This is a genomic window from Bacteroidota bacterium, from assembly GCA_016714535.1.
Lineage (GTDB): Bacteria > Bacteroidota > Bacteroidia > AKYH767-A > OLB10 > JADKFV01.
This window is the reverse complement of record JADKDR010000006.1, coordinates 222,025-235,691: the sequence shown is the minus strand read 5'-3', so window position 1 is coordinate 235,691 and position 13,667 is coordinate 222,025. Positions and strand designations below refer to the sequence as shown.

Annotated in this window: 13 protein-coding genes and 2 pseudogenes; 14 read left to right on the top strand and 1 reads right to left on the bottom strand. The window is 38.0% G+C overall.

All coding sequences use genetic code 11. The features are described from left to right. Positions 1 to 14 precede the first annotated feature (14 nt). From IPO27_10605 to IPO27_10585, 5 genes are all read left to right on the top strand, one after another. Entirely contained in the window at positions 15 to 1,607 is a 1,593-nt protein-coding gene (locus IPO27_10605; protein ID MBK8846959.1) for a S41 family peptidase, read from the top strand. 12 nt (positions 1,608 to 1,619) lie between these two features. Continuing rightward, complete coding sequence (locus tag IPO27_10600; protein MBK8846958.1) at positions 1,620 to 2,465, top strand: pantoate--beta-alanine ligase; 846 nt, start codon at positions 1,620 to 1,622, stop codon at positions 2,463 to 2,465. A gap of 101 nt (positions 2,466 to 2,566) precedes the next feature. Beyond that, the gene (locus IPO27_10595) at positions 2,567 to 2,770 is read left to right on the top strand and encodes a fructose-6-phosphate aldolase (GenBank protein MBK8846957.1); all 204 of its coding nucleotides are present in this window, start codon (positions 2,567 to 2,569) and stop codon (positions 2,768 to 2,770) included. A 29-nt stretch (positions 2,771 to 2,799) separates the two neighbouring features. After that, entirely contained in the window at positions 2,800 to 3,462 is a 663-nt protein-coding gene (locus IPO27_10590; GenBank protein MBK8846956.1) for an ATP-binding cassette domain-containing protein, read from the top strand. A 269-nt stretch (positions 3,463 to 3,731) separates the two neighbouring features. After that, complete coding sequence (locus IPO27_10585; protein ID MBK8846955.1) at positions 3,732 to 4,430, top strand: TerC family protein; 699 nt, start codon at positions 3,732 to 3,734, stop codon at positions 4,428 to 4,430. A gap of 219 nt (positions 4,431 to 4,649) precedes the next feature. Here IPO27_10585 and IPO27_10580 read toward each other — a convergent pair whose 3' ends face one another. Beyond that, a complete protein-coding gene (locus IPO27_10580) occupies positions 4,650 to 5,273 on the bottom strand; it encodes an energy transducer TonB (protein MBK8846954.1) in 624 nt (207 codons plus the stop codon). Between the two features lie 222 nt (positions 5,274 to 5,495). On the opposite strand from IPO27_10580, the gene IPO27_10575 reads away from it, so the two are divergent. The 9 genes and pseudogenes from IPO27_10575 to radC all read left to right on the top strand — a co-directional run bounded on the left by IPO27_10575 (position 5,496) and on the right by radC (position 13,661). Beyond that, positions 5,496 to 6,032, top strand: coding sequence for a DUF2975 domain-containing protein (locus tag IPO27_10575; GenBank protein ID MBK8846953.1), 537 nt, complete (start codon positions 5,496 to 5,498; stop codon positions 6,030 to 6,032). A 3-nt stretch (positions 6,033 to 6,035) separates the two neighbouring features. After that, on the top strand, positions 6,036 to 6,260 hold the full coding sequence (locus tag IPO27_10570) for a helix-turn-helix transcriptional regulator (GenBank protein MBK8846952.1): 225 nt from the start codon (positions 6,036 to 6,038) through the stop codon (positions 6,258 to 6,260). A 278-nt stretch (positions 6,261 to 6,538) separates the two neighbouring features. Continuing rightward, positions 6,539 to 7,079 (top strand): annotated as a pseudogene (locus IPO27_10565) (hypothetical protein). Between the two features lie 242 nt (positions 7,080 to 7,321). Continuing rightward, complete coding sequence (locus IPO27_10560) at positions 7,322 to 8,536, top strand: intradiol ring-cleavage dioxygenase (GenBank protein ID MBK8846951.1); 1,215 nt, start codon at positions 7,322 to 7,324, stop codon at positions 8,534 to 8,536. Positions 8,537 to 8,941: 405 nt separating this feature from the next. Next, on the top strand, positions 8,942 to 9,154 hold the full coding sequence (locus IPO27_10555; protein ID MBK8846950.1) for a hypothetical protein: 213 nt from the start codon (positions 8,942 to 8,944) through the stop codon (positions 9,152 to 9,154). A gap of 304 nt (positions 9,155 to 9,458) precedes the next feature. Next, positions 9,459 to 10,841 (top strand): DUF1800 domain-containing protein, encoded by a 1,383-nt coding sequence (locus tag IPO27_10550; GenBank protein MBK8846949.1) that lies wholly within the window; start codon positions 9,459 to 9,461, stop codon positions 10,839 to 10,841. Positions 10,842 to 10,847: 6 nt separating this feature from the next. Further along, on the top strand, positions 10,848 to 12,020 hold the full coding sequence (locus IPO27_10545; GenBank protein ID MBK8846948.1) for a DUF1501 domain-containing protein: 1,173 nt from the start codon (positions 10,848 to 10,850) through the stop codon (positions 12,018 to 12,020). A gap of 68 nt (positions 12,021 to 12,088) precedes the next feature. After that, a complete protein-coding gene (locus tag IPO27_10540) occupies positions 12,089 to 12,643 on the top strand; it encodes a GNAT family N-acetyltransferase (GenBank protein MBK8846947.1) in 555 nt (184 codons plus the stop codon). A gap of 321 nt (positions 12,644 to 12,964) precedes the next feature. Then, positions 12,965 to 13,661: pseudogene (gene radC, locus IPO27_10535) on the top strand (DNA repair protein RadC). Positions 13,662 to 13,667 lie beyond the last annotated feature (6 nt).

The window sequence follows — 13,667 nt, the reverse complement described above, 5'->3', positions numbered from 1 at the left end:
ATCAACTAAAGAGAATGAATAAGGCTTTACGACCACTGCTATATGCACTGTTAATAGTAGGTGGTGTTTTTATTGGTAAGTTTTTAAGCAATCCATCGCATACTGCAGGGCTGCTGCCTTCGAGCGGAGGGTCGGGGTTAAAAAAAGTGCGCGATGTGCTGGCATTGATAAAAGAGCAATATGTAGATGAAATAGACGAGGATTTGTTAGCCAATGAGTCTATCGAAAAAATTCTTGAAAACCTTGACCCACATTCGGCATTTATACCAGCCGAAAATCTTGCTGCTGCCACCGAACCGCTTCAAGGAGCATTTGAGGGTATCGGCATCGAGTTTCACTTGCAACAAGATAGCGTTATGGTTGTGTCGGTTATTCCCGGTGGCCCGTCAGACGAGGCAGGCATTATTCCCGGAGACCGCATAGTAAAAGTAAATGGCAAAAGTTTCTTTGGTGAGAAAATGACCAATGACAGCGTATTGCATACCCTGCGAGGTAATGGAGGCACTACAGTAGAAATAGCAGTATTGCGCAGAAATAATACCACCCTTACCAATTACAAAATTACACGCGGAAAAATTCCACTCAACAGCCTCGATGCAGCATATATGATAACCGGTACAACTGGTTATATTAAGCTTAGCCGTTTTGGTGCACGCACCTACGAAGAATTTTATGAAGCACTTAAAGAGCAAGTAAACGGGGGCATGAAAGCGCTGATTTTAGATTTGCGTGGCAACCCGGGTGGCTATATGGATGCGGCAACCGAAATAGTAGATGAGATGCTTGGCGAAAACAAGATGATTGTATATACCAAAGGACGTGCAAGGCCTCGTCAGGAATACAAAGCAAAAAAAACAGGATTGTTTGAAAACGGCCCCATTATTATTTTGATAGACGAAGGCAGCGCCTCGGCTTCTGAAATTGTTGCCGGTGCTTTGCAGGATTGGGACCGTGCAACCGTAGTAGGGCGCAGGTCGTTTGGCAAAGGGTTGGTGCAGGAAGAAGCCTCTCTGCCAGATGGCTCAGCCATCAGGCTTACCGTTGCACGTTATTATACGCCCACCGGACGAAGCATACAAAAGCCCTATATCAATGGCAATGAAGCCTATCAGGAAGACTTGCTAAATCGAATGAAGCATGGCGAACTGATAAATAGCGATAGCATCAAGTTTCCCGATTCGTTAAAGTTTAAAACTCCGGGAGGGCGTATCGTATATGGTGGTGGTGGTATAATGCCCGATGAGTTTGTACCCATCGATACCATGCACTTTAACAGCTATTACGAAAACATGATAGCCTCGGGTGTGGTTACACAGGCAGCATACAATTTTGTTGATGAAAACCGCAAATCATTGAGCCAATATGCTAATGCCAACGAGTACAGCCAAAAATTTGAATTGCCTGCAGGCACTAAACAAAAGTTGTTGAGCCAGGGCGACAAATATCGCAGCAAGGTTACTGCTGCTGAAACCACACGAGCAGATATTAAATTAATGCGCCTAATGAAAGCGCTCATTGCGCGACAGTTGTTTCGCGATCAGGGATATTTTATTGTACTCAACAGCGAGGATGAAACTGTAAAAAAAGCCCTTGAGCTAACTAAATAACCTACAGCGTATATGGTCATAGTTATTGAAAGCATTAGTGAGATGCAGTCATGGGTGGCGTCTCAAATAGCATCCGGAAAAACGATTGGTTTTGTCCCTACGATGGGTGCCCTGCATGCAGGGCACAAGCAATTGGTGGTGCGTGCCGAGAAGGAAAATGAGGTAAGCGTGTGCAGTATATTTGTAAACCCTACCCAATTTAATAACCCTACAGACCTTGAAAAATATCCGCGTACATTTGATACTGATAAAGCAATATTAAATGAGGCAGGCTGCGATGTTATTTTTTTTCCTTCTGAAAAAGAAATGTATCCCGAAGGCAGACAGATGATACCATTTGATTTGCAAGGCCTCGATACGGTAATGGAAGGTAGATTCAGGCCGGGACATTTTGCAGGAGTTGTAACGGTGGTGAAAAAATTATTTGATGCCGTGCCTGCGCACCGTGCATACTTTGGCGAAAAGGATTTTCAACAACTCGCCATTATTCGATTTATGACACAGGCCTTTCAATTACCTATTCAAATTATTGGCTGCCCTACCATACGCGAAACAGATGGCCTTGCATACAGCTCGCGCAACATACACCTCACTCCCGAAGAACGTAAAGCAGCTCCACTTATATATCAAAGCATAAGTAACATGGTGCATCATAAAAATTCGCACAGTGTAAATGAATCCATTCAGGCCACCATATCAGAGATTAATGCCACGCAGATATTGAAGGTAGAATATTTGGATGTAGTAGATGCACAAACCCTGCAAACTGTGAGTCGCTGGAGCGATGCACCCATACTTCGGGTTTGCATTGCCGTGTTTACCAGCAAAACAAGGTTGATAGATAATTGCGCTTGCTAAATAGAATAAAAGCGGCTTGGTGAATTAGCGTTAGTTTGTTTAGCAGCAATAAGTTGTATTTCCATATTTACTTTTACTTTCGCACTCATAATTTTTCAGGCATGTATATTTTGAAGATAAAAGGCATAGCCAAAATACCGGACTATGTGCAATTGCGTGACGACAACTTTACGCTGCAGGCATACTTTCGTGTTGACCGCCCCGAGAAGGCACTGCACAAAATTGGACTGGGCGAACATGAAGCTGAGTTGATAAAACTTATTCAAAGTTTGCCATACGGAAAAATTGAAAAACTAGATTTTTAAAAAATACTTACAAGCACTACACTATTCAAATGGGCACAATACGATTAGCTAAGGTAAAAATCTATCAAAACAAAAACCTTGTTCTATCAGATGTTAATCTCGAGATGAAACAAGGAGAATTTACCTACATTATTGGAAGAACAGGTAGCGGCAAAAGCAGTCTTTTAAAAATATTGTATGGCGACCTGCCATTAACCAATGGAGAAGGCGAAGTGGCTGGCTTTGATTTGCGAAAATTGCGCAAGAGCGATATTCCAAAATTGCGAAGAAAAATCGGAATCGTATTTCAGGATTTTCAATTGCTTAGCGATCGCTCGGCACGCGAAAACCTCACCTTTGTTTTGCGCTGCACCGGTTGGGACGATACTGCAAAAATAGATTTGCGCGTAAACGAAATGCTTGAGCGTGTAGGCCTTGGCACCAAAGGGTTTAAGAAGCCACACGAACTTTCGGGTGGCGAGCAACAGCGCCTGGTTATTGCACGTGCTTTGCTTAATGAACCCGAACTGATCATTGCCGATGAACCAACCGGTAACCTCGATCCGGAAACTTCGGTAGAAATTATGGGCCTGCTATTCGAAATCTCAAAATCCGGCCGAAGTGTGCTTATGGCTACGCATAACTACTTTCTTATAGAGCGATTTCCTTCGCGTGTATTACGTTGTGAAGGCGGAAAGGTTGAAGAATTTTAAGATTTAATTATTCTCAAAATGATTTTTTTGGAATGTTAAGTTTAGCTGTAAACCTTGCGTTTCTATTTAATGGCTGGCGACTCAAACAAGTGTTTCAATTTTCTTAGTTATTGAAGCACACCTCAAAAGATATTAGACCAAGACGTTATATTTGCTGGCACAAAGCATTTTATAAAATAATGTTCGACAGATTTTATTGATTTATAATGGTTGAGCATTTTGATTTTATTTCGATTTTAAATTAACGTATTTTTATAAGAAAATTCACTATGACAGATGTATTGATACCGTTATTCTCCTTAATTGCCTTAGAGGTAATATTGGGTATAGACAACATAATTTTCATATCGATACTTGCCGATAAACTTCCCGAGCATCAGCGTAATAAACTACGATATTGGGGAATAGGATTGGCCGTAGTGTTGCGTTTAGGGTTATTGGCTTTTATTTCGTGGATATTGAAATTGGATCAAACCTTATTCACCCTCTGGCAAATTGACTTTAGTGGTAAGGGCCTGATTTTAATAGCCGGAGGACTTTTCCTTTTATATAAAAGCACCAAAGAGATTTATTATAAATCCGAAATTGCCTCGGAAGAAACACCTGCCATTCCGGCAAAAATAAGTTTTGGTCGCATGCTTACCGAAGTCATCATTCTAGACATTGTATTTTCAATCGATTCTATTATTACTGCAGTAGGCATGGTACAAGAACTTTGGATTATGTACACGGCAGTAATCGTAACCGTAATCATTGTTTTGGCGGCCTCCAAACCAATCAGCAATTTTATAAGGCAGCATCCATCATTCAAAATTCTGGCATTGTGTTTTTTAATGATGATAGGAGTAGCATTGTTGGCCGAAGGAATGCACTTTAAAATTCCAAAAGGATACATTTACTTCTCTATGGCTTTTGCTTTTTTGGTAGATATCATTCAAATGAAAACGATAAAAAAGCCCCAAGGGTAAAAAGAAAAAGATATACTAAATGGAAGGCAGCGAATATGTCAGCCACCATGCTTTTTAAGCATTATTTCAAATTGCAGCGATTATCATTTATGATGATTGGCTTGTTATGCAAGTAAAGCAATAGCAACTAATGACCTAAATGGCGGGGGTTGGAGTTGTTGTGCATCGCAGGTTTTGTAAACAAACTACCGGCACTAATACTTTAAATATAAATACCAACTAACTGAGTTTGAAACGTACAGGCATAGTATATTTAACACGTACCGGCATGCCATGCATTTTTCCAGGGGTCCATTTAGGCATTTGGCTAACCACTCGAATGGCTTCTTCGCTTAAACCTCCCGGCAGCCCTTTCACAATCTTTACGTTACTCACGGTGCCATCTCGGCCAACAATAAAACTTACAAGCACAGTGCCTGCTATTTTATCATTTTTTGCTTTAGCAGGATATTGTATTTGATGACTCATGTAGTTGATAATATCCATGGTGCCATTCTTAAATTGGGGCATTGTTTCGGCAACAAAATATATACTATCAGAACGTATAACTTTACCGTTATTTAGTTTCATGGTAATACGCTGATAGGTTGGGTTTTTACTTGTGCGCTCATTAAGAGAATCAAGATTTAGTGTATCAACCTTGCCGCAGGTGGTTACAAATTTTTGAAGTGCAATGGTATCGCCTTCCCAAGCTGATTCTGCTTCCATTTCGCATACTTCATATTCACCTTGTGCAACAAGACGGCCGACTAGTAAAAATAGTAGCATCACGATTAGTAAAAATTTGCCTTTGCCTAAAAGGAAACTGACACTGCATGTCAGCTTAGTAATTTGGTTTCTCATTTTTTTATTGGTAAATAAATTCAGGGGGATTATAAAATGTAAAACTATAAAAATACAACATATCTAAATTTAGGGACTGGATTATTGTTACCCTGAGTATTGGTTGCCGGGGAATGACTAGGAAAAGTGATTTCAGAAAAAATTTACTAAATAAAGATAAATATATATTGAATATCAATAAATATTTATTATTTTTGCGCCATAATTTTAAAACAAAACAAAATGTCAAAAGAAAAGACCTATGTATTTATCGGGCTTCAAGTTGTTGCCTGGATCATATTTGTTGCACTGTGCATAGAAGCAGGTGCTTTATTAGTAAATTTTGTTTTTAGCTTGTTCAAGCCTGAAATTGTAAAGAACCTATATGAGAAAATGGACTTAAGTGATATGTACCTTCGAAGCAAATGGGCCTATTTTACAATGTATACATTTCTCCTTTGCATTTCGTTTATGAAGGCCTTCTTATTCTATCTGGTTATCAAGATGCTAATGAAGCTTGATTTATCAAAACCATTCAACAGTTTCGTGGCCAGGCAAATTAACTTAATGAGTTTTTTCACCTTAGCTATTGGACTCTTTGGATACATTGCACGACAAACGGCAAAAGATTTAATGCAAAAAGGATATAATGTTGATAGTTTAGAAAAGTTTTGGGGCGACAGTCAGGCATTTATATTAATGGCTGCAGTTATCTATGTAATTGCGTGCATATTTGCCAAAGGAGTTGAATTGCAAAACGAAAACGATTTAACTGTATAAGCCATGCCTATTGTAGTTAATATAGATGTGATGATGGCAAGGCGCAAAATGTCGCTAAATGAGCTATCAGAAAAAATTGATCTGACACTTTCAAATCTTTCGATTTTGAAAACCGGGAAGGCTAAAGCAATACGTTTTACAACGCTTGAATCTATTTGTAATGCACTCGAATGTCAGCCAGGCGATATTCTCGAATTCGTACCAGAAAAGAAAAAGTCGTCTCGCTAACAAGCAGCATTTTAAATTCAATATTGAAGTAATTGTGCTGCATGCTTATGTTGGGGCAAGCGTTATCGCTTCCGTCAACCCTAATAGCATCTTGCAAAATTGATTATTGTAAAAGCAGAATAAGTGAAATCGTTTATTCTCTTTTACGGATCGAAAGAAACGGAAGTAAAAATTGTAGAAGGAAAGTTGTAGATGGTCAAAATGTTCGGGGTTGAAATGTCTGGGTTGAAAATTTTCAACCCCAATAAAAAAAACCATAACAAAACAATTTATATAAAATGGCATATAATCCGCAAATCCATCACCGCAGGTCAATCCGATTAAAAGGATACGATTATTCGCAAGCAGGTTTGTATTTTATTACCATTTGTTGCGAAAACAGAGAATCTAGGTTTGGTAAAATTATTAATGAAGAAATGATTTTTAATGATGCAGGTAAAATTGCTGATGAATGTTGGTTGGAAATTCCCAAACATTTTCCAAAATGCGGTTTTGCATGAACATATTGTAATGTCAAATCACATGCATGGCATTATTGAATTAACGGTTATATCCAATGTAGGGGTTGAAAATTTTCAACCCCTATAACCAAACCAAAACGCATTTCAAAAAATGATTCCCCGTTCAATTGGATCAATTGTTAAAGGATTTAAAATTGGTGTAACAAAATGGTTTCGCAAGAATACCGAAATACAAACGGTATGGCAACGTAATTATCACGAACATATCATCCGCAGCGAAGAATCATATCAAAACATTTCCAATTACATTATAAATAATCCAGCAAAATGGAAAGGAGATAAATTTTACAGAGAATAATTTTTTTTCCTTTGGTTGGTGTTTTTTGCCTTTTGTTGGTGTTTTAACCAACCAAAGACTATTGATAAAACTTTTGCTTTTGGTTGGTATTTTTACCAACCAAAGGCATGATAAAGAGAAAATAAATTATTTACCGGCACGAGCTTCAAGCTCGTGCTTGTAGAAGAACAATTTGCCTTATGCGAGATATATCGTGTCACAAGCAATTATGCAAAAGTGTGAAATTTAAAAACGAAAAAAAGATGAAAAGAAATTATCAATTTATACCAGTTGTTGTTTTATGGATTTCATTGTTTGGTTGCAATGCACAAATCAATGAAACAAAGGAAAATATAACCAAGCCGGCTCATGTGGGTGGGGCGTTTGAAAACAACCTTTTTGCTTATTACGGAATTCCAAAAAGTATAATGGCGGTTGATACTAGCCCGGGTTGGAATTTGGCAGGTGAGAAACTTTTGTTAACCGGAACAGTATACGAACCTAACGGAACTACCCCGGCATCAAATGTTTTGTTATACTATTATCAAACCAATACCGAAGGAAGATATATACATCGCTCAGAAGAAATGCGCAGCATGCCACCAAATGAGAAGGGGCAAACACATGGATACATTCGTGGTTGGGTTAAAACAGATTCGCTTGGACGATATTTTATTTATACAGTGCGACCGGGAGTATATCCTACCCTTGATGCCCCGGCACATGTGCATGCTACTATTAAGGAGCCTGGAGATATGAATGAATATTATATTGATGATTTTATTTTTGATGATGATAAGTTACTTAACACTGCCTACCGCATGAAAATGGAAAACCGGGGTGGCAGTGGAGTGTTGCGTCTAGTTTATAAAGACAACATAGCCATAGGCGAACGCAACATTATTCTTGGCTTGAATATTCCTCAATATCCGGTGAAATACACATCTCCAATTCTTTCGGGTGTGAATGTGGGAGAAGATGTTATGTCATTTATACCGCATCATGCATGGGGGCCCTACAAGGGGACTAGAACATGTCCCGTGTGCAAATATGCATGGTACCAAGGTATACTCTATTTTGTGGGCAACAATCCCGACTGGGAAGAAATAAAACAATGGTTATCTTTTTTAGAAAACGAAAGCAGAAAGCGCGAAAAATATCTTAAGGTTTATTTTGTGTATGGCAATGAACATGATTATAACAAAAACAACAGACAAAGCGAGTTGGAAAAAATTGGCAAGCAATTGAAGTTAGAAAAAGTGGCATTAACACATGTACCTTCGTTTACCGACAGCGAATCTGAAATTGATTTAATTAAAATAAACCAGGAGGTAGATAACACCTTTATAATTTTCAAGCGTTGTAAAACGATGGCAAAGTTTGTCAATTTAAAACCGAGTAAAGAAAATTTTCATTCAATTAGCCAGGTGCTCGATCAGTCGGTTAACGAATACTTTAAGTTGCCAAAAGGAAAATAAGGGGTATTAGAGCTTGTTTTATTTTTATATTTTGAATTTGTATGAAGTAAATTATTTGAATAGCAAGGCGTGATTTGCAAGCCTTGGCAGCGAACTTTGGCGCATGGCAATTGCCATTTGGCAATTGAGCCCACCCATTGCAATGCCTAACGATGATAATCAGAAAATGCATCTTAAGAAAACAGTTAGATAAATTTTAAACGGGCTCTTAGCTTGTAAAAAATTATAAATCATTTATCATTCATATTTTTACTATCATTGGCATATCAATTTATAATAAATAATAAGAGCAAAAAAAGCAAGTCGTTGGTGTGACCCGTTAAGACATTCAATTAGAGAGAAAGAGTTTTATGGTATTCGTATAAACAGAATCAAAAATCAATTCACCTATTTAATAAATAAACTATGAGAAGTTGTACAAAAATAATTTTAATAGCAGCTTATGCATTTATTTCTTGCAACATCGCTAGTGACAAAGCAGCAAGTCAAGTGATGACGGTAGCATCTGCCACTGACACTATAAGATACCAATGCCCTATGAAATGTGAAAGCGACACCGCATACACGGCAGCAGGACAATGTCCGGTTTGCAAAATGGATTTGGAAAAGTTGCCATAAGCAAGTTTATAAAAGTGCTGACTGCCCAAATCTATTAATACCTCATGCAGGCTTGGTGTCTTAATAATTCAATATACTTGTCGCTGAATTAGGAATTTTTTTCTTCCTTCCAATAGCATGGTTTGGTAGAAATAATTGTTCAGTTGATTTTTTAGTACAACAGGTAAAGCCTTTGAAACCTTGCTCAGTAAGGCAGCAGTTGCCTTGCATTAGCAATTCTCATATATAAAGTATTGTTAACACAACCACATAAATTAAACTTTACAGCGTTACTAAAGTCATACCCTAAGCAACTATACACAATATGGAAATAAATGCTTTGAATTCGCTGCGTTTGGGCTTTTCTACTAACGAAGCTGAAGTAATCAGAAAGTCTGGCGTTTCCATTTTTATAGCACAACAACTGAATGCAAAGTCAGAGCTTAAGATTCCAGATTTTATTGCTGACAGCCCGAAAAATTTATTGGAACTACGTGCATTAAAAAAAAAGGCAGACAAGGGAGGGAAGAAACTTGAAAAAGTTGCAAACGACCTTATTAAGATTGGCATTGAATGGAAGGCCTTCACAATTCAGCGGTGCTATGAAACGAAACTTCCGTTAAGAGAAAAGATAAATTTATTTTTTCAAAATCATTTTGTTTCCACGTTGCAATCGGTAAAGGTTCCTTATTGGATTTACAAGCATTACCAAACAATAGATACGCACGCACTAGGCAATTACAAAACGCTGGTGAAAGAAATGGTATATACCAATGCTATGATAAAATATTTGGACAATCAGCAAAACAAGAAGGGAAACATCAACGAAAACCTAGGTCGCGAATTACTTGAACTCTTTACACTTGGCGAAGGACACTATACCGAAAGTGATATTAAGAACACAGCACGCAGCTTGGCAGGTCTTACTTTTGGAAAAGAACATGGCGAGTATCGCCCTATGCTAAGAGATAATTCAGTAAAAACTGTTTTGGGGCAAACGGGCAATTTTAAGATTGATGAAGTGATTGATATAATTTTTGAGCAAAAAAACACATCGTACTTCCTGACTGAAAAAATATTGAAATGGTTTTTTTATGACAACCCTGAAAGAGAATTAGTCATTAGGTATGCAGAAGTTCTAAAAAATTATAAATTTGAATTAAAGCCTTTCTTTCAAAAAATGATGGAAGAAGAATGTGCTAAAGGTAAAGCAGGCAATCAGATTAAGAATCCGTTAATCTATCTCATCCAGCTATTTAAGGACTTGAACATAACTCCCAATTACAAATTAATGGCTGTCTTTCTCCGAAATCAGGGCATGGATATTTATGATCAACCAAACGTAAAAGGCTGGAAGGGAGGGCAAAGTTGGCTCACCTCGCAAGTGTATGCTGACCGGAACCAATTGATTGATTTCATTATTTCGGGAAATAAAAAATATGAAAGGGTACTAAGTAAAAAGCTCGAAAGATTTGATGTAGGGGAGATTAGTTTCAGGCCTACTATTACCATTAAAAATAACACGAATGCAAAATCAATTTTAGAGGAGCTCACGCAAAAAATGATTTTTGAAACAAGCGAAGAGATGCGCGCAGAACTTGATCAGATTTTAAAATATGATTTCGATCCGCAATCAGAAAATGCAGAAAAGAGCATTTTGAAGGTGTACCAGTATTTAGCAAAGAGTCCTGAATTTCAACTAATTTAAAAGACGATGAACCGCAGAAGATTTTTTCAGCTTACCGCCACCGGCACCGGAGGAATAATGTTGCTTCCCCATTTTTTAACTGCCAACAAATTATGGGAGGGTATAAGCGATACTATCAATGAAAACATTTTAGTTTTTATTCAACTCAATGGTGGCAACGATGGCCTTAATACGTTTATACCTTTTACTGATCCGTTGTATTATGACAAACGCCCATCAATTGCAATTGCAAAAGATAAGGTAATAAGCAGGAGCAACGGTATGGGATTTCATCCTGCGCTTAAGGACTTTGCTACTATGTTGCAAGAGGGCAATTTAACAGTGATTCAAAACGTTGGCTACCCCAATCCTAATCGCTCACATTTTCGTAGTCAGGAAATATGGCAAACTGCAACCGATAGCAATAAATATGTTGACTATGGTTGGCTTGGAAGATTTTTGGATTTGCAATGCAACGATGAATCGCTCTGTTCGCTCAACATTGATAATGTAGATAACCTTGCTTTAAAATCTTCGCTTTCACACGGCATCACTATAAAGGATTTTAATAGAATTAAAAACTATTCAGGTGCAGAAGCCGAACTGAAACTGTCTGACAATCCTCAATTGGATTTTGTGCGAAAGCTTCAATATGCATCCTTAGAAGGCATGGAAGAAATAAACAAAGCATTGCAGCAAAGTGAAAAGTATAGCGAAGTTTATGCAAACAATGCGTTGTCAAAAAATCTTGAATGGATAGCGCGATTAGTAAAGGGTAACCTGAACTCCAAAGTATATTACACATCACTCAATGGTTTCGACACGCACAACAATCAAGGACCTTCGCATCAGAGACAATTAACTATCTTGAACGATGCGGTTTATTCTTTTTACAAAGATTTGAAAAGTAATAAGCTCTTAAAAAATGTAACACTTGTTATCTTCTCAGAGTTTGGACGTAGGGTGCACGAAAATGGCACGGGTACAGATCATGGCACTGCAGGCCCCATGTTTATCATAGGAGGTAACAATAAGGGTAATGTACTTGGCAAAAATCCTGACTTAGGCAATTTGGATAAGGGTGATTTAATTTATGATATTGATTTCAGAAGCGTATACGCAACCTTGCTCAAGGAAAAATTTAATTTCGATCCCTTGCAAATAAATATAAACAACCAAATTATTAAGGATTTATTTTAAACATACTTTTGTCAGGTTGATTAACTCATAATCAATTTATTTTTTCCTGATTTAATTATTTCATACGCATGGAGACAACCTATCTTGAAACCGAAAGAATGATTTTACACAAATACACTCCTGAAGATTTGCAATTTCTTTTTGAGCATCGTGCTAAAAGCGAGATTATGGCATTGCTTGGGTTATCAACTGCTGAAGATTTTATTAAGGAACAAAAGAAAACAGAAGGCGGATACAAAACCTATGACCGAACGATTGTGCATTTTAAACTTGCACTTAAAAAAAACAAGCAGGTAGTTGGAGGAGCAGGTTTTCATAACTGGTATAGCCAACACCGAAGGGCTGAGTTGGGATATGCACTTACCGTTGAAGACGCAAAGCGGCAAGGATATATGAGCGAGGCTGTGAGCACAATATTAAATTATGGTTTCACTCAAATGAATCTTAACCGTGTTGAAGCATTTATTAGCCCCAACAATAAGGCATCGTTAAGGCTAATTGAAAAATTTGCCTTTACACAGGAGGGTCATTTGCGGCAACACTTTTTGAGAGATGACACAACCGAAGATTCATTTGTGTTTTCTTTATTACGCGAAGAGTATGTTAGAGCACACAAGGTATAGTTCAAGGTAAGTCCAACTTTTTTTCTTGCCATACAAAACCTTTGAGCAATGCTTAATGCAAGAATCCAATATCATGTTTTAGTAATAGTAAGAAGTATTAAAGGTAAGGACGTTGACATCAATAACGTAAGGGGAGCTATGTGGCCAAAACGAAAAGGTTTGCTGTCGACCTGCGAAATCGGATTTTGTAAATGAGGTTCCTATTCCGAGTCCAATTTGGCTATCCAGGTATTTCATAAATCTGGATATTATATCTGATAATTTTACGCTTGATTTTTTTTAATACACAATCTTATTTCCTTTGCTTAATATTATGAAACGATGAGCGAGACAACTAGTATAAAAAATTGGGCAGAGGACGACCGCCCTCGCGAAAAATTGCTGCAGCAGGGTGCTCGTGCGCTTAGCGATAGCGAAATAATTGCTATCCTGATACGCGCAGGAACCCGCAACGATAGTGCTGTAGAAGTAGCACGCAAATTATTAAAGGCTGCCAACAATGATATTACTGAACTAAGCCGATGGTCAGTAGAAAGAATTTGTAAGAGTGGTGTAAAGGGATTGGGCGAAGTAAAAGCTATAACCATAGCGGCCGCATTAGAGTTGGGCAAGCGAAGACGCGAAGCCGATAAATCGAATGAAGTACGAGCTATTCGCAGCAGTAAGAAGCTTTTGATGAGTTGTATCCAAGTATGGCCGACCTCCTACACGAAGAGTTTTGGATTTTATACCTCAATCAGGCAAGCCATATAATCAGAAAGAATCGTTAAGTATTGGCGGTACAGCTGGTACGGTGGTCGATCCCAAAAAAGTTTTTCGTAGAGCGCTAGAATTATCTGCCAGCAAAATTTTGCTGGCACACAATCATCCCAGTGGCAATCTTAAGCCCAGCGAACCGGACATCAGGCTTACGCGCAAGCTGGTAAATGTTGGCAATGAGTTGGACTTATTGGTAATGGACCACCTTATTATTGCAGGCAATAGTTACTATAGCTTTGCTGATGAAGGATTGTTGTAAAGAATA

Bases quoted from the DNA above. Each gene is read 5' to 3' on its own strand.
- IPO27_10605 (MBK8846959.1), top strand. From the start codon at position 15: ATGAATAAGGCTTTACGACCACTGCTATATGCACTGTTAATAGTAGGT.
- IPO27_10570 (MBK8846952.1), top strand. From the start codon at position 6,036: ATGCCTATTGTAGTTAATATAGATGTGATGATGGCAAGGCGCAAAATG.
- IPO27_10595 (MBK8846957.1), top strand. From the start codon at position 2,567: ATGTATATTTTGAAGATAAAAGGCATAGCCAAAATACCGGACTATGTG.
- IPO27_10560 (MBK8846951.1), top strand. From the start codon at position 7,322: ATGAAAAGAAATTATCAATTTATACCAGTTGTTGTTTTATGGATTTCA.
- IPO27_10585 (MBK8846955.1), top strand. From the start codon at position 3,732: ATGACAGATGTATTGATACCGTTATTCTCCTTAATTGCCTTAGAGGTA.
- IPO27_10550 (MBK8846949.1), top strand. From the start codon at position 9,459: ATGGAAATAAATGCTTTGAATTCGCTGCGTTTGGGCTTTTCTACTAAC.
- IPO27_10590 (MBK8846956.1), top strand. From the start codon at position 2,800: ATGGGCACAATACGATTAGCTAAGGTAAAAATCTATCAAAACAAAAAC.
- IPO27_10540 (MBK8846947.1), top strand. From the start codon at position 12,089: ATGGAGACAACCTATCTTGAAACCGAAAGAATGATTTTACACAAATAC.
- IPO27_10575 (MBK8846953.1), top strand. From the start codon at position 5,496: ATGTCAAAAGAAAAGACCTATGTATTTATCGGGCTTCAAGTTGTTGCC.
- IPO27_10580 (MBK8846954.1), bottom strand. From the start codon at position 5,273: ATGAGAAACCAAATTACTAAGCTGACATGCAGTGTCAGTTTCCTTTTA.
- IPO27_10600 (MBK8846958.1), top strand. From the start codon at position 1,620: ATGGTCATAGTTATTGAAAGCATTAGTGAGATGCAGTCATGGGTGGCG.
- IPO27_10555 (MBK8846950.1), top strand. From the start codon at position 8,942: ATGAGAAGTTGTACAAAAATAATTTTAATAGCAGCTTATGCATTTATT.
- IPO27_10545 (MBK8846948.1), top strand. From the start codon at position 10,848: ATGAACCGCAGAAGATTTTTTCAGCTTACCGCCACCGGCACCGGAGGA.